The organism is Actinocorallia libanotica, assembly GCF_039525175.1.
GTDB lineage: Bacteria > Actinomycetota > Actinomycetes > Streptosporangiales > Streptosporangiaceae > Actinocorallia > Actinocorallia libanotica.
The window spans coordinates 95,245-111,990 of record NZ_BAAAHH010000008.1; the positions used below are offsets into that span (position 1 = coordinate 95,245).

Sequence of the window (16,746 nt, forward strand, 5' to 3'; positions counted from 1 at the left end):
GAGGGCTTCCATGGACAACTGAAGATCTCCGGCGCTGGTCAGGGATGCTTCTGGGACAGTCCTGGAGGTCGTTCGGTTGGTGCGTAGGTCCCGAGTCGTGCTCTTGGGGATCGGGGCCCTTCTTCCTTCAGGAGAGGGACGATCCATATCTGTGGATCTTCAAGGGATATAGCATCGACGACCATGACTACAAGGCTGTTCTTGGTCATACTGCTGCCCGCTTCGGCGGCGCTGGTCGTTGCCTCCAAGTTCGGCCATCTGAGCCGCATCTCACTCGTCCTCGCGGCGATCAGCGGTTCGCTTTTCGTCCTTGTCCTTCTCCACCGGTTCGGCCTCTTGGACGGGGAGGGCCGTTCAGGACTGCGGGAACTTCCCCGGCGGCAATTCCGCAACGCCGTTGTCCCGATCTTCGTCGTGCTGGTCCTGAGTTCCGGGCATCTTCTCTTCGAAGCGCTTCGACACGACGCGTTGAAGCCGGTGTGGTCCCTGCCGGAAAGCCGGGAGACGAAGGGGTTCTGGGTCGTCGGCGACACCTTCGTCCAGGTGCGTTCAGACGCGGTGGCCGCCTATGGGCTGGTGGACGGCAGAGCTCGCTGGTCTCATGCCTTCCCCTATCCGCAGAAGGTGTGTGCGGCGAGCCGGTCCGCACAGGACGGGATCGGGCTCGTCGCCTACGCCGAGGAAGGCGAGACCTGCGACCGGGTGACGGCGTTCGATCTGGGTGCGGGCCGCCCCCTGTGGACCCACGACTTCCCTGCCGACCGGAAGTACCCCCTCAGGTACGGAGCGGGAGCGGAGCTCGGCCCAGGTGGCGCGGTCGTCTTCTCCGAGCACGGTGTGACCGTCCTCGATCCGCGGACGGGCGTTCCCCTGAAATCTCCCCCGGTTCCCTCGGGATGTTTTCCCCTGGCGGAGGGGCAGACGGCGGCCGTCGGCGACGGTCGGGTGGCCTCGCTCCTCTCCTGTCAGGACGACGAGTCCATCGTGCTCTCCGTCAGCGAGCTCGCCGCAGGCTCCTCCTGGACGGCCCCGTTGGGAGCGAAGACCAGGAACGCGCGCCTGCTCTCCACCGACCCCCTGGTGGTGCAGGTCAGGCGGCTCGTGCCCGAAGACACGGACGAGATCCTCATCTTCGATCCCGCCAGCGGGAACCGCTTGGCCTCCGTTCCTTTGAAAGGCCCTTACCTCGGTCCCCCGGCGCTCGTCACGGACGACCGCATCTACGCCGTGGCCCTCAGACCCGACGACTCAGACGAGCTCGTCGCCTACTCCTTCGCCGGGGAAACCGTCTGGAGCACCCGTTTCGAACACGGCATCGCGCTGACTCACCTCGCCGGCACCGGACCCGCCGTGGTCTTCGAGGATCCCGGCGACGCCGCCGTGCTCACCACTCTCGACCCCGATTCCGGCGCTGAAATCCGCAAGACCCGCCTGCCCGAGTCCTTCTCCTCTCTGGACCTGACGGACTTCCACCTCACCCCGGATCGCGCGCTCTTCATCGAAGAGGACGCCGGCGAGAAGTCCTCGGCGGTCCATGCCTTCGGCTTCGGAGCGGACTGAGCTCCAGGTCGGACGCCGAAGGCGCCGGAGATTCCGTGCGGGTGCCGGAGCGAGTGCTCCCGGGGGTGACGGTCCGGAGCCGGGACTTGATCGTTTCTGGAGCAGCTGAGCTAACTTTGTGCCATTTTCGTCGGCTTCACGATGTTTGTCGCGCGGGTTTCGGGGCGCACATGGGGCACTGGCACCGTTGGAGCGCCTCCGCGTGGAGCACGCGTTCGTCGGCGGTGAGTTCGGACAGCGGGATGTGCGCGTTGTCGCCGTACAGCCCGTCCTCCTCGGCCATCCACAGATCATTGCGCAACGTGACGAAATTGCCCTCGCTCGCAAGGTCGTCGAGGGGAGGTGGTTCGCTCGCGAAAGTGAGGCCGTGCTCGGTGGCTATTTGAGTGAAGATGTACCAGTCCCAGGAGAGAACGCGCTGGAACCAGTGCATCCATGCCTGCTGTGAGCGCGTACAGCAGCCTCCGGGGTTGGAGAACCACCACGTCACCGAGTCGTCTTGGGCGGTGCAGCGCCCCTCGTCCTCCGTGTAGTAGGCGAGATCGCCCCAAGGATGCAGATCCACGTCCATGTGGATGATTTCATGCGCGGTGTTCCAGATCGCGGCTCCCAAGTCGCAGGGGTCGCCGTTTCCTGAAATTTTGAGTGAGACTCCGGTTCCTCCCATGACCGAACACCTTAGTAACGCCGACTGACACTCCGCTGCGGACCATTCTTGACCCTGGTCGGGCAAAGGGCCGTTGGCGGGAACCGAGGTCACGGTGAGCGGTCGTCGCAGGGGCCTTGGCCTTCCTCGCCTCCGAGCAGAGCAGCTTCATCACCGGTTCGAGCCTGTACGTCGACGGCGGCCTGAACCAGATCTGAGTTCCGAGGCAAGGGATCACCGGCGCAGGCGAAGCTCACCCGACGAGAGGTGAGTCCGTTCGGGAGGTGGTCGCGGGCCGGGTCATCGGTAGACCTGGAGGGTCCACGCGCCCATCGGGTCGGGGTGCTTCATCAGCCGGGCGATCTCGGTCCGGTCCGCGGTCGGTTTCGCCGAGGCGGGGAAGACCGCGATCTCCAGTCTGCCGGGCTTCGCCGACCAGTGGACGCCGGATGATTCGGCCGCCTCGCAGGGGATCGGTTCGGAGATCTCGCCGTCGAGCCAGGTGACGGCCCAGGCGGCGCCTTCGGTGCAGACCAGGTGAAGGTCGACGCGGTGGCCCTTCGTCCGGACGGGGGTGCGGCGGGAGTCGGCGGCGCCGGTGCTCGTCGAGATCGGTTTCCGGCCCGCGGTGGGGTCCTCGTGCTTCCGCGGACCGGGGTTCTTCTTGAACTCTTCGAAGTCCTTGCAGTGCCCGCTGGTGCAGGTCCCGCTGTACACCGCCACGGTCCAGACCCCGTTCTCCCGAGCGGCCCCGGACAGGTAGCGGTCGGCGGAGGCAGCGTCCGAGTTGTCCACCGTGATGCCTTCACGGGTGGCGAACAGATCTACCGAGACCGGCACTCCGGTCGTGGTGTCGAGGTAGGAGGAGCCGCCGTTCGGCTCGGACGGAGGCGTGTCGGGAGTCGGGGGGGAGCCGCATCCCACCGAGCCGACGCCCAGTTCGTAGATCGTGCTCTGCTGGTCGCAGCGGAAGACGATCAGCGAGTTCGGGCCGGTCGGGGTGAACGTCAGGCGTGCGGCCTGGTTGAGCACGCCGTACTCGACGGCGGTCACCAGCCGCATGCCCTCGTTGCTCGCGGGCAGGTCGGTGGCGGGACGGCCGGTCAACGACGGTGTCGGGGCGGGCCGGACGAGCTGGGGCGCCGGCCCCTCCGGGGAGGGCAGGAACGTGAGCACTCCGGCGGTGCCGAGGGCGACGGCGGCGGCCCCCGCGGCCAGGCGGCGACGGCGGCCGCGCCTGACCCTGCGCCGGATCAGGTCGAGGCGGTCGGCGGGGTGGTCGATCCCCGCGCCCGCGGCTTCCATGGTCGCGCGGAGGTCCCGCATGCTGGGCGACATCTCAAAGGCTCCTGTCCGCGACGGTCTCGAGGATCTCCGGGTCGATCCGGAGCTTGGCCAGGGCCTTGCTGGCCTGGCTCTTCACGGTTCCGGGCGTGCAGCCGAGGATGCCCGCGACCTGCGTCTCGGTCAGGTCCTCGAAGAAACGCAGCACCAGCACGGCCCGCTGGCCCCGGGGCAGCCTTCCGAGCGCGGCCCACAGGAACGCCCGGTCGTCGCAGCCGTCCGTCGTGTCCGGTGACTGCGCGAGCGGAAGCGGCGCGGCCACGGGGATCTCGCCCCGCCAGCGCCGCCGCGTCCAGGAGCTGTGGGTGTTGACCATGATCCGGTACACGTACGGATCGGGATCCTTCTCGATCCGCCGCCAGGCCGTCCAGGCCTTCGCCAGAGCCGTCTGGAGCAGGTCCTCGGCCAGCGCCCGGTCCCGGCAGAGAAGGTAGGCGGTGTGCAGCAGCCGCGGCGAACGCTCCCGTACATAGGTCGCGTACTCGGGGGGTTCTCGCATCTTCCAGCCGCCTTCCTCGGGACTCCGCGACTAAGACAGCCGAGCACCGGAAAAAGGTTGCCCGGACCGCCGGGCGGGCGAGACGCGCCGTGTCCGGGTGATCGCGGCATGGTGGCCCGGGTCCCCGACGCCCAGGCCGTCCGTACCGTGGTTCCTGAGGGCCGGGTCCTGGTCCGACGGCCGGCTAGTCGGTCATCTTCCGCTTGAGCTGGGCGTTGATGCGCAGCGCTTCGGCGAGCTGGTCCTCCAGGACGATGATCCGGCAGGCCGCCTCCAGGGCGGTGCCTTCGTCGACGAGCTCCCGGGCGCGCTGGGCCAGTCTCAGCTGGTAGCGGGAGAAGCGGCGATGGCCGCCTTCGGAGCGCAACGGCTCGATCAGCTTCGCCGCGCCCAGAGCCCGGAGGAACGCCGGGGTCACTCCGAGTATCTCCGCGGCCCTGCCCATGCTGTAGGCCGGATAGTCCTCATCATCCAGCCTGTCCACCGCGGCCACCTCAGCGGCCGATTCTTCCTGCTGTCGTGTCATAGGCCTTTCCGTAAAACCCGCCATGGGCCCCGGCGCACTCGCGCCGGGGCCCTTCGAATGAGTTCAACACCATCAGTCGACCGTGAGGCCGACCTGTCGTATCCGCGTCAACAGCCGCAACGAGCGACGACGCGGGGATCGCGAATGCTTGACCGAAGACCACCACCTATCCGTGGAACCGCGGTACCCGACCGTCAATCACCCGGCCAGGCGATCCTGATGGCGCCTACACCCCTTTCTCGACTCCGTACCGAACTTCGGTTCCGGATCAGCCGGTCGAGCCCCTTGCACTGCGTTGGCCCGACCGGTCGACCGGCCTCGCCCCTCACCTGCAAGGGGCGAGCACTTACCTGTTGCACCGGGCCTTCGCCCGGACTTGCGATCCATCGCTACGGGCAGTTCGTCCTCTGCCCAGATCGTGGACTTTCCTTCTCGATGACAGGAACACTACCCGACTCGCCATCGAATGTCTACCACGGCCACTACAGATTTTCGTCTTGGCCGACGGCAGGTTCCGTCGTCCCAGAAGGCCGCCCGGGATCCATGCGGCCGGCATCGCGGCGGAAGGTCGCGCGGTAGTCCCTTGGGCGGCGTCCGGTGTGTTTGGCGAAGAGGGCGGCGAAGGTGCCGGGGTCCCGGTATCCGACTGCGGCGGCGACGCCGGCGACGGTTCGGTCGGTGGTCTCCAGGAGGTGGCGGGCACGAGAAACGCGCGACGACTGCAGGTATTCGAGTGGGCTCTGGCCGGTTTCGTCGGCGAAGCGCCGCAGCAGTGTCCGGGTGCTGACATTGAACGCGCCCGACAGCGCGGCGAGGTCGTAACGGGTGCTGAGGTTCTGGTCGAGCCACCGCATGACCCTGCGGGAGAACTCGTTTCCGGGCTGTGGAAGGAGCCGGGCGTCGACGTATGGGGTCTGGGATGACCGGGCGTCGTCGAGGAGTGCCACCCGCGCGGTGGCTCGTGCCACGTTCGCACCGCTGTGTCGGCGGATCAGTTCCAGCGCGAAGTCGTACATGGCGCTGAAGGCCGCTGTCGTCGTCACACCTCCGTCGGTGACGACGAGGCATTCGGGGCGGATATCGGCGTCCGGGCAGCGTTGAGCCAGTTCTTCCGCGAGGAGCCATGCCGTCGTGGCCCGGCGCCGGTGGAGAAGTCCCGCTTCTGCGAGCAGGAACGCACCGACGCAGATCGAGACGACGGCGTTGCCTGCGGCCGCGTGTGAGCGGATGGCCGCGATTTCGGGGGTGAGGGGCTTGAGCTTCGCGTCCGCGTCGAGGCCCGGCAGGAGCTCGAAACCCGGCACGACGAGGACGTCGACCTCGCGCAGAGGGGAGACGGCCAGTGCCACGCCGCCCGATGCGACGACGCGACGGCGAGGCGAGACGACCGACACCTCATATCCGGCGTGGTCCGGGCCGGCGACGTGCGTGGCCATCGTCAGAAGGTCGGGCACGCCGAACACCTCGGACGCGAAGCAGCCCGGATAGGCCAGGACACCGACCCGCAATGCACTCACCATCGCCTCCCCGCCTTTGGCGAGATCACCCTTGCATATGGCGATATAGCCCGTCGTCCGGTGCTGGCGTGTCGGCCCACACTGTCACCATGAACGCTGCCAACGGACGCTCTGACGACGCGATCGCGGACTTCTCCCACCGGCTCGTGGACGTGGACGGGGTGATGAAGATGGTGCACGTCGCGGGCTCCGGGCCGGCCGTCGTGCTGATGCCGGAGATGCCCGGCGTCAGCCCTGACGTCCTTCGGCTGGCGCGGTGGGTGCGGGACGCGGGCTTCACCGTCTACGTTCCCTCGCTCTTCGGGACCGACGGCGCCTACCCCACAGCCGAGGGAGGCGAGGAGGTCATCCGTCGCACGTGCGTCAGCGCCGAGTTCCGCGCCTTCGCCGGAGGCGGCACCAGCCCTGTCACGGTGTGGCTGCGCGGGCTCGCGCGCCAAGCCCACGCCGAATGCGGCGGCCCGGGCGTCGGCGCGATCGGCCTGTGCTTCACCGGGAACTTCGCCCTCACCATGATGCTGGAACCGGCCGTCATCGCGTCAGTGGTCAACCACCCGTCCCTGCCGCTGGACGACCCCGCCGGACTCGAACTCAGCGACGAAGACGCGCACGCGGTGAAAGAACGCGTCTCGCGCGACGGACTGAAGGTCCTCGCCTACCGCTTCGACAACGACCGCTGGTGCACCGGCCAACGCTTCGCCGCCTACCGAACCCTCCTCGGCGACGCCTTCGACGGCCGCGTCCTCCCGGGCGGCTCCGCCAACACCGACCCGCCCCCGTTCTTCCGCGACATCGTCCAAACCCCCCACAGCGTGGTCACCGCCCACTTCATAGACGAGGACGGACACCCCACGGTGAAGGCCAGAACCGAGATCCTCACCTACCTGACCGACCGCTTGCGCCAGGCAAGCAGACCCGGCCTGTGACGACGTGCGGACGGCGACGGTCGCCTCCGGTCACTCCGGGATCCACCTGCGGACGCTGTAGAAGGAGCTGCCGTTCGGGCCCTTCCAATAAGTGATGGCCAAGGTGGGCCGCTACCTTGTGGAGAAGGGGGGCGCGCCCGACGGCGATCACGTCAAGGGTCTGCGTGATGGGGTGAACGAGCTGCGATTGGCCATGGGCGACCGCTCGTGGCGGATCACCTTCTGGAAGCCGGGAGGACCGGCGTTGCTCACGGTTTTTGCCAAGACCTGGCTCTGGGGGCAGGCTCCGCCTTCTCGCAGGATGACCGGCTGCCCCGGCCGTGCCATGAGCACGCCATGGCCAGGGGTGAACTTTCGATTCCTGACATTCGCTCCAGCCTGAAAGTCCGATCGCGTCGGCTCAGTTCAAGGCTTCCTGGTGATCGTCTTTCTGAGCGGTGAAGGTATACCAGGGGAAGGAGGAGGGGAATCGGCTGATCAGGCCCTGGTCAGCCAAGTCCCGCAGGGCTTCGGAGATCTCCTGATCGGTCACGGCCTCTTCGCCGATCGAGTCGGCGTAGAGGCGGATGCGCCAAGCGTCGAACTTCAGCAGGAAGGGCCCTGGGCCCAGGTCGGCGTCGATTTCGACGCCGTCAGGGGTTTTGATCCAGCACCCGGCCCCGTGGACGCGGTAGCGAAGTCCCCCTGGAATCCCGCCCTCGCGCGGAAGCTGCTTCTGCCTGACCGCGGCTACGACCGACCGGAGATCGTTCCCGCCCGTCGTCATGCTCAGGGCATTGGTGAGTTCGGTGGCGAGCTCTGTCATCTGCTGGACGAAGGCCAGCACGAGATCGCGAGGTTCCACATCTGCATGATCTCCGGGATTCGCGGCTGAGGGGGTGGGGTCAGCGGGGTACGGGGGTGCGTTCGGGCGGCGGGGGTCCGGGGGGTGCATTGGCGGGGCGGGGGCGGGGGGTCGCCGTGCTGCGGGGGGCGGGGGCCGGGCGGGGGGTGGGTTCGTGGCGGGGGATGAGGAAGAGGGCTACGGCGATGAGGGCGAGGCCGGCGGCCAGGAGGATCGGGGTGGCGAAGGCCGGTTCGGGGAGGGAGAGGCTCAGGAGGCCGAAGCCGGCCACGAGGTAGGCCTTGGCGATGATCGTGGCGACGAAGACCACGGTGAGCAGGCGGCAGCGCTGCAGCGCCATCTGGAGCTGGGCCAGGCCGATGGTGACGCCGATGACGAACAGGGGGATGAAGGGGCCGGTGAAGGCGTCGGCGTTGAAGCCCTGCCGGGCCTGGAGGTTGAAGGCGAGTTCGGCGAAGCCGACGAGGACGCCTGCGCCGATGCCGTAGGCGATGCCGGTCAGGGGGCGGGCGTGGCGGCCGTCGGGCCGGGTGTCGCCGATCGTGAACAGGAGCACGGGCAGGGCCAGGGAGGGCAGGGCCAGCAGGGTGAGGGCGGCTCCGGAGACGTCGGCCGGCGTCGCGGGGTCGGACCAGGAGACGAGGAGGCCGCCTGCCGCCATCGCGGTCAGCCATGCGGCTTCGGCTCCGCCTACGCGCTCACGTCGCACCGCGAAGGAGAGGACGACGAGGGCGGCCAGCCCCGCGAGGAGCGCGGTGACCAGGACGGGGAGTTCCAGCTGCGGTGCCGCCACCACCTGGATGACCACGCCGCCGCCCATGAGCGCGGCTCCGGCCAGCCATTTGCCGTTGCGGGCCACGGACGCGGCGAAGTGTCCGGGCCGGGTGCCGCGCAGGGGCGGAAGGGCGTCCGCCGCGTCCTTGAAGAAGACAAAACCCAGGTAGTACAGGCATCCCGAAAGGAACGCGAGGACGATCGGGACACTCATGCAGGTTTCCTTTCCCACGACTGCAGGGCCCGCCCGCCGCGGCTTTCGGCCGCCGACGAAGGGGTGCGTCGGCGATCTGCACGGTCAGCCGGAGCGGCTCGCCCCTCAGCCGCCGGTCCGACCCATATTCTTAGCCGAAACGGGCCGTATATGTAACCCATTGCTTTTTGCGTGGACTTCCTGCTCACCCGGGTGACAAATCCGGGAGGCGGCCGATAATGGAGCGCTCCATAACGACCGTTCAACCGCACAGGTCGTAGGCAAGCCTCTATCTCCGCCCCGTTACAGGCCTTCCGACGGTCGGCTTACGGCTTCGGGCTCGGCATTCACGGGTGTGCGGTAGACGTGCCAGTCGTAGATGCCGTCGCTCCCGTCGAGCTCGTCCCACCAGTGGGCGGTGACCTCGATGGCACCGCTGTAGGCGGCGACTTTCCAGATGCTCCAGTCCGGGTCGCCCTCGATACCCGTCTCCTCGTCCTCGACCTTCGCGGGAACGGGCATCCTGGTGCGCGACCAGAGGCCGTCGGTGAAGGTGAGGACGTAGTGGCGATCGGTGCCGACCCACACGCTTCCGTCATCGGCCACGGCGATGCTCGTGAAGTGCGCGTCTGTCGCGGGCGTGTGGTCGCTCCAGCGTGTTCCGTCGTGGTGCAGCACCTTGTTCTTTGAGACCGCCCACAGACTCTTGGGTTTCCCGGAGGCGATGTCGGAGAGTTCGGCGTCCGCCTTGAGGTCGCTCCACGTGCCGTCTCTCCAGGACCGCAGCACTGTACGGCCCCCCCTCGAAGGAAAGCGCCCAGGCGTCCTTCGAGCCGGCCGTCGCCACGTCCGAGACTTCGTCGAAGGTCGCCATCGTCTTCCAGGAACGGCCGTCCCAGTGGCAGACCGACCTGCCTCCGGCCGCCCAGATGTTGTCGCTTCCCGTGGCATCGGCGATCCAGACACGATCCCTGTCCGTGGGATCGCCGAGTGCGGCCCGATGGACCTTCCCGCCGTCCTCGATCTCCGCGAGCCGCGACTTGATTTCGAAAGTCACACCGTCGGGAAACTTCAGACGGGGGTCGACGCCGTCCATCCCCACCTGGCCGCGATGCTCCCAATTCACGGCGCGATCCGGCAGACCGCTCGGCGGAAGGTCTTTCGGCGGTTCGGGGGCGCATGCGGTCCAGCCGACCGCGCCGACGACCGCGATGAAGAGCAGCCACGCAAGGGAGACGCGGCCCTTGTCGAGAAGACGGATCACGAGCGGTTCTGCCTCCCGGAGCGTTGATCCGCAGCTTAGTCTTGATCTTTTCTCGGGGACAGGCGATCTGGCGTCATGCCATTGGCGGCCGGCTCGGTTCGCTCGTAGGAGGCGGCGATCGCGATGGCGCGGTCGTGCAGGGAGTCGCGCAACCACTGGGGGGCCAGGGCTTCCGCGTTCGTGGCGAGCTGCCACAGTGCCCATTCGGCGTGCCTGGAGTCCTGGAAGGACGCCTCCAGCCGCAGCCAGCCGTCCGTGTCGGTTCCTTCGGCGCGGATGGCCAGCGCGGTGTCCGCCAGGTCCTTCCGGCGGGACGGGTTCAGCCGCAGCAACACGGTGACCTGGTCGCCGCCGGTCCGGAAGCGCGTGCTGCGTTCCTGCCAGGCCTGGTCCAGGTCGACGCGGTCCGGTCGTTGCGCGGGTTCGGGGAGCTCTTCGGCGGCCAGGATCCGGGACAGGCGGTAGGTGCGGTCCGCGCCGGATCTCGTGGCCAGCAGGTAGCCCTGGCCGTGCGCGGTGACCAGGCCGACCGGGTCCACCGTGCGCCACTTCGGGGCCTGGTCCACGGCCGCGTAGCGGATGCGCAGCTTGTGTCCGGCGAGCACCGCGCGCCGGACCTCGGCCGCCAGGGCGTCGGGCACCTCCTCCGCGGGCAGGCGGCGGGAGAGGAGGTCGGTCTCCGGGTCGATGAGCAGGCGCTGGGCCGCGTCGGCCGCGGTGTCGCGATGGCTTGCGGGCAGCGCGTCGACCACCTTGAGCATGGCCGAGGCGAGCGCCGAGCCGAGGCCGAACGCCTGCGCGCCGCGGCGTGATCCGGCGATCAGCAGGGCGAGCGCTTCGTCATGGTTCAGCCCGGTGAGCTCGGTCCGGAAACCGGGGAGCAGCGCGAAACCGCCATGACGGCCGCGTTCGGCGTAGACCGGGACGCCGGCCGCGGACAGCGCCTCGACGTCGCGCAGCACGGTGCGGGTGGACACCTCCAGCTCGCGGGCGAGCGCGGTCGCGGACATCTGGCCGTGCCGGCGCAGCAGCAGCACCAGCGACACCAACCGGTCGGCGCGCATGCGAGAACTCTAAAGGAATACACGACACAGGATGTCGTGATTCGTTGGGAGGCTCAGCGACATGACCGAGAAGGCGGTGGCCTTCAAGTCGGTCCGTGATGTCGATGAAGCGAAGGGAACCGATATGGCGATGGAGCGTACGGCGGTCAACCCGTGGGCGTGGTCGGTGGAGATGGGGTACAACCAGGGCGAGCTCGTCTCCGGGCAGACCCGGACCCTGTACTGCTCCGGGCAGACCGCGATGAGCGGCGACGGCAAGCCCCAGCACGCCGATGACATGGGGGCGCAGCTGGCCCTGAGCCTCGACAACCTGGAGGCGGTGCTCGGCGAGGCCGGCATGTCCCTGGCGAACCTCGTCCGGCTCAACGTCTACACCACCGACGTCGACCGGCTCTTCGAGCACTACGGCGTGCTGGCGTCGCGGCTGGGCGCCGCCGGGGTGGCGCCGTCCACCACGATGCTCGGTGTGACACGGCTGGCGATCCCCGACCTGATGGTCGAACTCGAGGGAACCGCTGTCGCGTGACGCACCCGCCGCCTCCGGCAGAACCGCCGGAGGCGGCACGGCAGAACCCGGGCGTTTCCGGAGGGGAGGGCCTTCGGGTCAGGGGAGGATCGCGTCGATGTAGCCGCCGTCGACGCGGAGGGCGCCGCCGGTGGTCGCGGAGGCCTGCGGCGAGCTGAGGTAGACGACCATGTTGGCGATCTCCTCCGGTTCGATGAGGCGCTGCAGGAGCGACTGCGGGCGGTGTTCGCGCATGAAGGCGCGTTGGGCCTCGTCCCAGGGCAGGTGGCGGTCGACGAGCTGGTAGACGAAGTCTTCGACGCCGCCGGTGTGCGTCGGACCGGCGAGCACGGAGTTGACGGTGACGCCGGTTCCGGAGGCCACCTTGGCGAAGCCGCGGGAGACCGCGAGGAGCGAGGTCTTCGTCATCCCGTAGTGGATCATTTCGGAGGGGATCACGACGGCCGAGTCGCTGGCGATGAACTGCACCCGCCCGAACGAGCGTTCCATCATGCCCGGCAGGTAGGCCCGGGTCAGGCGGATCCCGGCGAGGACGTTGACCTCGAAGTAGCGCCGCCATTCGTCGTCGTCTATCTCCAGGGCCGGCCGCGACTCGAAGATCCCCAGGTTGTTGACGAGGATGTCGACGTCCGGCAGCGCCTCCACGACCGCCGCGGCGCCCTCCTCGGCCGCCAGATCCGCGGCCGCCGGGACCACGCGGGCCCCCGGGATCTCTTCTCTCAGCCGATCCGCGGCCGCGGCGGTCGACTTTTCGCTCCGGCCGTTGACGCCGACCCGGGCTCCGGCACGGGCCAGAGCCGCCGCGATCGCGGCCCCGATGCCCTGGGTGGAACCGGTGACCAGGGCCGTCTTGTTCGTGAGATCGATGAGCATGACCCGGTACCTACCCACCGGCAGCCGATGACCTGGTAGGCCCCACCTCTAAGGTTGCCGGATGAGCGGGGATCTACGTGTTTGTTTTATCGGTGACTCCTTCGTCCAAGGGATCGGTGACCCGGAGTATCGGGGCTGGGTCGGCCGGGTTCTCCAGGGCACCCGGGGTGACGTCACGGCTTTCAATCTGGGCATCAGGCGCAACACCTCCGCCGATGTGCTGCGGCGCTGCTGGGAGGAGGTCGGGTCACGGGCGCTGCCCGGCGCCGACAACCGGTTGGTCGTCTCCTTCGGCAGCAACGACATGGTCGAGGAGGACGGCGAAGTCCGTGTCGAGTCCGCTCGCTGCCTGGGCAACCTGGCGGCGATCCTGGACGAGAGCAGGCGCCGGGGCATCGACGTCCTGGTGGTGGGGCCCCCGCCGGTCATCGTCGCGGGAGAAGGGCATCTGCGGCGGACATCGAAGCTCTCCGAGGAGATGGACGCCCTTTGCCGGTCACGGGGCGTCCCGTTCATCGCCACCACCCGGGAGCTGGCCGACGATGCCGTGTGGACGCGGGAAGTCCTGGCCGGTGACGGCGCCCACCCCGGCAGCGGCGGCTACCAGAGGCTGGCCGACATCATCCTTGCCAGCCGCTGGCACGACTGGATCAGCGGCCAGGGCGGCTCTCAACGGGACTGAGGCTCGATCAGGGAGATCCGGTGCCTCACGGCGCGGCGGGGCCGGGTCAGCCGGTGTGGTCGAGGCGGGTGCCGTCGTCGTAGGACTCGCGGGCGTCGAGCAGTTCGTCCCAGTGCTCCTCGGCCCAGGCGCAGGCGGCGGCCATCGGGGCGAGCATGCTGCGGCCGAGCGGGGTCAGCTCGTACTCGACGTGCGGGAGGGACCCGGCGAGGACGGTGCGTTTGACCAGTCCGTCCCGTTCCAGGGAGCGCAGTGAGCCGGTGAGGACCTTCGGCGTGACGCGCTTCAGGGGGATCCGCAGCTCGGAGAACCGGCGCGGCCCGTGTTCGAGGCAGCGGACGACGAGCGCCGCCCACTTGTCGCCGAAGCGGAACGGGTTGAGCGAGGACGGGCACAGCTCGTCGAACATGTCGGCGGGCAGAGGTTCCCTCATGGGGCTCACGATAGCCGGTATCCCAGGGGTAACCGAAGCCCTCGGTAGCTTCCGTGAAGCGGCCGGGCGGACGGGAACCGGCCCGGGTGAAAGGCGGTCGGCCATGAACATCGCGCCTGGGGCATCGGGCGTTCCCCCGATGGAGGAGTCCGGCGACCATCGCGCCGCCGCCGGTGGGGGAGAGGTGTGATGTCCGAGATCCACGACAGTCCGAATCCCTGGGTCGCCGAGCACATCCGCCGGTTCCAGGAGACGGGCGGCCGACCAAGGCCGGGCGTGAACGACCTGCTGCTGACGACGCGGGGCCGGAAGTCCGGCGAACTGCGCCGTACCGCGCTGGTCTACGGACTCGACGGCGACCGCTACGTCCTGGTGGCCTCCAACCGCGGCGCCGACCGCCATCCGGCCTGGTACCTGAATCTGCTCGCCGATCCGTTCGCCACCGTGCAGGTCGGTACGGAGACCTTCACCGTGCGGGCATGCCCCGCCGCCGCTGCGGAACGTCCACGTCTGTGGCGCTTGATGGTTTCGGTCATGCCGGAGTACGCGGCCTACCAGGAGCAGACGACCCGCGAGATCCCCGTGGTCCGCCTCGAACGCCTGTGAGGGCCGGCGGAGGGGTGCTTAGCATGATCTTCATGGACGTGACCATTCATACGGCGGCTCTGCCGCATGTCGATCCGGAGGCTTCGCTGGCCTTCTACCGCGACGCGCTGGGGTTCGAGGTCCGCAGCGACGTCGGGCAGGGGGCGATGCGGTGGATCACGGTCGGGCCCGTCGGCCAGCCGGGGGTGTCCCTACTCCTGGCGCCGCCGGGAGCCGACCCCGGGGTCACCGAGGACGAGCGCAAGGTGATCGGGGAGATGATGGCCAAGGGCACCTATGGGTGGATTCTGCTGGCCACGCGGGACCTGGACGGGATCTTCGAGAGGGTGCAGGCCGGTGACGCGGAGGTCGTGCAGGAGCCGATCGAGCAGCCGTACGGTGTTCGTGACTGTGCCTTTCGGGATCCCGCGGGGAACCTGGTGCGCATTCAAGAGGTTCGTTGAGCCGGCCATCGGCCTTCCATGAAACTCGTGGGGGCGCGCGCTTATCGGTCAGGAATCGAGAAGCGTCGGTCGGGGTGTCGTGAATAGCGTGATGGGCATGACGAACATCGCATTCATCACTCTCGAAGTGGACGACACCGCGGCCGCCCAGCACTTCTACTCCACTGCTTTCGGCCTCGACGAGCAGGTGCGTCTGCGTGCTTCGGAGACGCCCACGAGTGGATTCCGCGGGTTCACGATGTCGCTCACGGTGTCCCAGCCGGCCGACGTCGACAGCCTCGTCGGCACCGCCTTGGAGGCCGGGGCCGCGGTGCTGAAGCCGGTCGCGAAGTCGTTCTGGGGCTATGGCGGGGTCGTGCGGGCACCGGACGGGACGATCTGGAAGATCGCGACCTCGGCGAAGAAGAACACCGGACCGGCCACCCGGCGGATCGACGGGACGGTGCTGCTGCTGGGCGTCGCGGACATCGCCGCGAGCAAGCGGTTCTACGTCGAGCGCGGCCTCACCGTGGCCAAGAGCTTCGGCCGCATGTACGTCGAGTTCGACACCGGGTCGAGCCCCGTCAAGCTGGCGCTCTACCGGCGCCGCGCCCTCGCCAAGGACGCCGGTGTCGCCCCCGAGGGCACCGGGTCGCACCGGATCGTGCTGGGCGGCTCCGCCGGGCCGTGCACCGACCCGGACGGGTTCGCCTGGGAGGACGCGTCACCGGCCGCGCTCGGCTCGGCCGAATGTACAGACGGGAAGGGAATGTAGAGAGACTTCCCTCAGCGGCGGGGAAGAATTTCGTGCCTTTGTCCCATGAACCGGCTGAACGGTTCGGTGAGGGTGAGGTGCATGAGGAAGCGAATCTCTCTCCTGGCAGGGGCGGCGGCCGTGGTCGTGGCGCTGCCGACGAGCGCCTATGCCGCGCCCGGTGATTCCTGGCGGCCGGTGACCTTTCTGCCGATCCAGGGAATCGAGGACTTCGACGCGGTGGGGGCCGCGGAAGTCTGGCATGTAGGGACGGACTACGACATCACGAAGGGGGTGGTGCCCGGGATCTTCCAGTGGACCGGCGGCCTCTCCTGGAAGAGGCACGCGCCGCCGGACCTTCCCCCCAACGGCCGTCTCACCGACGTGACCGCGCAGAGCGGGGATGAGGTCTGGGTCGCCGGGTTCTACCGCAGCAGCGATTACTTCCTCACCGGGTTCACCTATCTGGCCAGCTCCAGCCCGCTCGGGGTCTGGTCGAAGAGGCCGGTGCCGCAGCCGCCGATCGAGACCGAGCACCGCGAACTCGTCTCCGACAGCGCCGGTATGTGGCTCACGGAGGGCGGACGCATCTCCCGCTGGGACGGGACGGTCTGGACGACGGTCGCGACGCTCACCAGGAACATCGAGCGGCTGGAGTCGTTCGGTCCGGACAACGCCTGGATCGCGGCCGGTGACGAGGTCTGGCACTGGGACGGCTCGTCCTGGCAGCAGATTCCCAGGCCGGACGGCATCACCGGGCAGCGGGTGCGCTTCACCGCCGACGGCGCGTGGACGGCCACCACGAGCGGTCTGCGGACCTGGGACGGCTCGTCCTGGCAGACGACCGCCTACCCCGCGCCCTTCGACGGCGCGACCTTCTCGACCGTCAACGGCCTCACCGACTCCGACGGGCAGTGGGTGAGCCTGAAGATCCGCGAAGGCGAGGGCGGTCTGCTGCACTGGGACGGCTCCGAGTGGACCCGCTACCCGCTGATGGCCGACACGACGCAACAGGTGGTCGTCGACGACGCGGGCCGGATCTGGGGCGTCAACCGCATCAGCCGGCTGGTCTCCACCCTCCCGACCGGCGGTTACCTCCAGCACAAGGGCCAGGTCGTCCGTTTCAAGGACGGTGCCTGGGAGTCCGTCGGCGCCGCCGAGGCCGACTACAGGCTCACCCACCTTCCCGGGAGCGACCGTCTCTACGGTTTCGGCGAGAACGAGTGGAACGGCGCCGACAAGGCCGTCACCAACCGCTGACCCCCACCGCCGGGAGATGACTCCGGCCCTTGC

Annotated in this window: 22 protein-coding genes; 10 read left to right on the plus strand and 12 right to left on the minus strand. The window is 68.7% G+C overall.

Features of this window, described 5'->3' with window-relative positions:
• The first annotated feature begins 183 nt into the window (after positions 1-183).
• Positions 184-1,560 (plus strand): outer membrane protein assembly factor BamB family protein, encoded by a 1,377-nt coding sequence (locus ABD140_RS12645; protein WP_344240175.1) that lies wholly within the window; start codon positions 184-186, stop codon positions 1,558-1,560.
• A gap of 136 nt (positions 1,561-1,696) precedes the next feature.
• Here the strand turns inward: ABD140_RS12645 and ABD140_RS12650 are convergent, their stop codons facing one another.
• The gene (locus ABD140_RS12650; protein ID WP_344240177.1) at positions 1,697-2,227 is read right to left on the minus strand and encodes a hypothetical protein; all 531 of its coding nucleotides are present in this window, start codon (positions 2,225-2,227) and stop codon (positions 1,697-1,699) included.
• 116 nt (positions 2,228-2,343) lie between these two features.
• Between ABD140_RS12650 and ABD140_RS12655 the strand changes: the two genes are divergently transcribed.
• The gene (locus tag ABD140_RS12655; RefSeq protein WP_344240432.1) at positions 2,344-2,424 is read left to right on the plus strand and encodes an SDR family oxidoreductase; all 81 of its coding nucleotides are present in this window, start codon (positions 2,344-2,346) and stop codon (positions 2,422-2,424) included.
• Between the two features lie 82 nt (positions 2,425-2,506).
• Here ABD140_RS12655 and ABD140_RS12660 read toward each other — a convergent pair whose 3' ends face one another.
• The 4 genes from ABD140_RS12660 to ABD140_RS12675 all read right to left on the minus strand — a co-directional run bounded on the left by ABD140_RS12660 (position 2,507) and on the right by ABD140_RS12675 (position 6,095).
• Positions 2,507-3,544, minus strand: coding sequence for a hypothetical protein (locus tag ABD140_RS12660; protein WP_344240179.1), 1,038 nt, complete (start codon positions 3,542-3,544; stop codon positions 2,507-2,509).
• 1 nt (position 3,545) lies between these two features.
• Positions 3,546-4,049: a SigE family RNA polymerase sigma factor gene (locus tag ABD140_RS12665; protein WP_344240181.1), complete on the minus strand. Its 504-nt coding sequence runs from the start codon at positions 4,047-4,049 to the stop codon at positions 3,546-3,548.
• Positions 4,050-4,233: 184 nt separating this feature from the next.
• The gene (locus ABD140_RS12670; protein ID WP_344240183.1) at positions 4,234-4,575 is read right to left on the minus strand and encodes a MerR family transcriptional regulator; all 342 of its coding nucleotides are present in this window, start codon (positions 4,573-4,575) and stop codon (positions 4,234-4,236) included.
• A 482-nt stretch (positions 4,576-5,057) separates the two neighbouring features.
• A complete protein-coding gene (locus ABD140_RS12675) occupies positions 5,058-6,095 on the minus strand; it encodes a GlxA family transcriptional regulator (RefSeq protein WP_344240185.1) in 1,038 nt (345 codons plus the stop codon).
• Between the two features lie 86 nt (positions 6,096-6,181).
• Here ABD140_RS12675 and ABD140_RS12680 point away from each other — a divergent pair, with 86 nt between their 5' ends.
• Positions 6,182-7,018 carry a dienelactone hydrolase family protein gene (locus tag ABD140_RS12680; RefSeq protein WP_344240187.1) on the plus strand — a complete coding sequence of 279 codons (837 nt, stop codon included), beginning with the start codon at positions 6,182-6,184 and terminating at the stop codon, positions 7,016-7,018.
• A gap of 94 nt (positions 7,019-7,112) precedes the next feature.
• On the plus strand, positions 7,113-7,400 hold the full coding sequence (locus ABD140_RS12685) for a hypothetical protein (protein ID WP_344240189.1): 288 nt from the start codon (positions 7,113-7,115) through the stop codon (positions 7,398-7,400).
• An 18-nt stretch (positions 7,401-7,418) separates the two neighbouring features.
• On the opposite strand, the gene ABD140_RS12690 is transcribed toward ABD140_RS12685, so the two are convergent.
• The 5 genes from ABD140_RS12690 to ABD140_RS12710 all read right to left on the minus strand — a co-directional run bounded on the left by ABD140_RS12690 (position 7,419) and on the right by ABD140_RS12710 (position 11,157).
• On the minus strand, positions 7,419-7,862 hold the full coding sequence (locus ABD140_RS12690; protein ID WP_344240191.1) for a DUF6896 domain-containing protein: 444 nt from the start codon (positions 7,860-7,862) through the stop codon (positions 7,419-7,421).
• Between the two features lie 40 nt (positions 7,863-7,902).
• Entirely contained in the window at positions 7,903-8,850 is a 948-nt protein-coding gene (locus ABD140_RS12695; protein WP_344240193.1) for a hypothetical protein, read from the minus strand.
• 282 nt (positions 8,851-9,132) lie between these two features.
• Positions 9,133-9,435 carry a hypothetical protein gene (locus ABD140_RS12700; protein ID WP_344240195.1) on the minus strand — a complete coding sequence of 101 codons (303 nt, stop codon included), beginning with the start codon at positions 9,433-9,435 and terminating at the stop codon, positions 9,133-9,135.
• Positions 9,425-10,093 (minus strand): hypothetical protein, encoded by a 669-nt coding sequence (locus ABD140_RS12705; protein WP_344240197.1) that lies wholly within the window; start codon positions 10,091-10,093, stop codon positions 9,425-9,427. The genes ABD140_RS12700 and ABD140_RS12705 overlap by 11 nt, the downstream gene beginning before the upstream one ends.
• A gap of 35 nt (positions 10,094-10,128) precedes the next feature.
• Positions 10,129-11,157 carry a helix-turn-helix transcriptional regulator gene (locus ABD140_RS12710; RefSeq protein ID WP_344240199.1) on the minus strand — a complete coding sequence of 343 codons (1,029 nt, stop codon included), beginning with the start codon at positions 11,155-11,157 and terminating at the stop codon, positions 10,129-10,131.
• A 130-nt stretch (positions 11,158-11,287) separates the two neighbouring features.
• On the opposite strand from ABD140_RS12710, the gene ABD140_RS12715 reads away from it, so the two are divergent.
• Positions 11,288-11,683, plus strand: a complete 396-nt coding sequence (locus ABD140_RS12715; RefSeq protein WP_344240434.1) for a RidA family protein — start codon at positions 11,288-11,290, stop codon at positions 11,681-11,683.
• Positions 11,684-11,761: 78 nt separating this feature from the next.
• Here ABD140_RS12715 and ABD140_RS12720 read toward each other — a convergent pair whose 3' ends face one another.
• Complete coding sequence (locus ABD140_RS12720; protein ID WP_344240201.1) at positions 11,762-12,556, minus strand: SDR family NAD(P)-dependent oxidoreductase; 795 nt, start codon at positions 12,554-12,556, stop codon at positions 11,762-11,764.
• Between the two features lie 61 nt (positions 12,557-12,617).
• Here ABD140_RS12720 and ABD140_RS12725 point away from each other — a divergent pair, with 61 nt between their 5' ends.
• Complete coding sequence (locus ABD140_RS12725; RefSeq protein ID WP_344240203.1) at positions 12,618-13,238, plus strand: GDSL-type esterase/lipase family protein; 621 nt, start codon at positions 12,618-12,620, stop codon at positions 13,236-13,238.
• A gap of 46 nt (positions 13,239-13,284) precedes the next feature.
• Here the strand turns inward: ABD140_RS12725 and ABD140_RS12730 are convergent, their stop codons facing one another.
• Positions 13,285-13,671: a winged helix-turn-helix transcriptional regulator gene (locus ABD140_RS12730; RefSeq protein WP_344240205.1), complete on the minus strand. Its 387-nt coding sequence runs from the start codon at positions 13,669-13,671 to the stop codon at positions 13,285-13,287.
• Between the two features lie 189 nt (positions 13,672-13,860).
• On the opposite strand from ABD140_RS12730, the gene ABD140_RS12735 reads away from it, so the two are divergent.
• The 4 genes from ABD140_RS12735 (at position 13,861) to ABD140_RS12750 (ending at position 16,713) form a co-directional block, all read left to right on the plus strand.
• A complete protein-coding gene (locus ABD140_RS12735; protein ID WP_344240207.1) occupies positions 13,861-14,277 on the plus strand; it encodes a nitroreductase family deazaflavin-dependent oxidoreductase in 417 nt (138 codons plus the stop codon).
• 32 nt (positions 14,278-14,309) lie between these two features.
• Positions 14,310-14,720 carry a VOC family protein gene (locus ABD140_RS12740; protein WP_344240209.1) on the plus strand — a complete coding sequence of 137 codons (411 nt, stop codon included), beginning with the start codon at positions 14,310-14,312 and terminating at the stop codon, positions 14,718-14,720.
• Positions 14,721-14,811: 91 nt separating this feature from the next.
• Positions 14,812-15,474 (plus strand): glyoxalase, encoded by a 663-nt coding sequence (locus ABD140_RS12745; protein ID WP_425544110.1) that lies wholly within the window; start codon positions 14,812-14,814, stop codon positions 15,472-15,474.
• An 81-nt stretch (positions 15,475-15,555) separates the two neighbouring features.
• Positions 15,556-16,713 carry a hypothetical protein gene (locus tag ABD140_RS12750; protein WP_344240213.1) on the plus strand — a complete coding sequence of 386 codons (1,158 nt, stop codon included), beginning with the start codon at positions 15,556-15,558 and terminating at the stop codon, positions 16,711-16,713.
• Positions 16,714-16,746: the final 33 nt, after the last annotated feature.

Coding starts and splice junctions, on each gene's coding strand:
- ABD140_RS12645 (WP_344240175.1), top strand. CDS start 184: ATGACTACAAGGCTGTTCTTGGTCATACTGCTGCCCGCTTCGGCGGCG.
- ABD140_RS12650 (WP_344240177.1), bottom strand. CDS start 2,227: ATGGGAGGAACCGGAGTCTCACTCAAAATTTCAGGAAACGGCGACCCC.
- ABD140_RS12660 (WP_344240179.1), bottom strand. CDS start 3,544: ATGTCGCCCAGCATGCGGGACCTCCGCGCGACCATGGAAGCCGCGGGC.
- ABD140_RS12665 (WP_344240181.1), bottom strand. CDS start 4,049: ATGCGAGAACCCCCCGAGTACGCGACCTATGTACGGGAGCGTTCGCCG.
- ABD140_RS12670 (WP_344240183.1), bottom strand. CDS start 4,575: ATGACACGACAGCAGGAAGAATCGGCCGCTGAGGTGGCCGCGGTGGAC.
- ABD140_RS12675 (WP_344240185.1), bottom strand. CDS start 6,095: ATGGTGAGTGCATTGCGGGTCGGTGTCCTGGCCTATCCGGGCTGCTTC.
- ABD140_RS12680 (WP_344240187.1), top strand. CDS start 6,182: ATGAACGCTGCCAACGGACGCTCTGACGACGCGATCGCGGACTTCTCC.
- ABD140_RS12685 (WP_344240189.1), top strand. CDS start 7,113: ATGGCCAAGGTGGGCCGCTACCTTGTGGAGAAGGGGGGCGCGCCCGAC.
- ABD140_RS12695 (WP_344240193.1), bottom strand. CDS start 8,850: ATGAGTGTCCCGATCGTCCTCGCGTTCCTTTCGGGATGCCTGTACTAC.
- ABD140_RS12710 (WP_344240199.1), bottom strand. CDS start 11,157: ATGCGCGCCGACCGGTTGGTGTCGCTGGTGCTGCTGCTGCGCCGGCAC.
- ABD140_RS12715 (WP_344240434.1), top strand. CDS start 11,288: ATGGAGCGTACGGCGGTCAACCCGTGGGCGTGGTCGGTGGAGATGGGG.
- ABD140_RS12720 (WP_344240201.1), bottom strand. CDS start 12,556: ATGCTCATCGATCTCACGAACAAGACGGCCCTGGTCACCGGTTCCACC.
- ABD140_RS12725 (WP_344240203.1), top strand. CDS start 12,618: ATGAGCGGGGATCTACGTGTTTGTTTTATCGGTGACTCCTTCGTCCAA.
- ABD140_RS12730 (WP_344240205.1), bottom strand. CDS start 13,671: ATGAGGGAACCTCTGCCCGCCGACATGTTCGACGAGCTGTGCCCGTCC.
- ABD140_RS12735 (WP_344240207.1), top strand. CDS start 13,861: ATGTCCGAGATCCACGACAGTCCGAATCCCTGGGTCGCCGAGCACATC.
- ABD140_RS12740 (WP_344240209.1), top strand. CDS start 14,310: ATGGACGTGACCATTCATACGGCGGCTCTGCCGCATGTCGATCCGGAG.
- ABD140_RS12745 (WP_425544110.1), top strand. CDS start 14,812: ATGGGCATGACGAACATCGCATTCATCACTCTCGAAGTGGACGACACC.
- ABD140_RS12750 (WP_344240213.1), top strand. CDS start 15,556: ATGAGGAAGCGAATCTCTCTCCTGGCAGGGGCGGCGGCCGTGGTCGTG.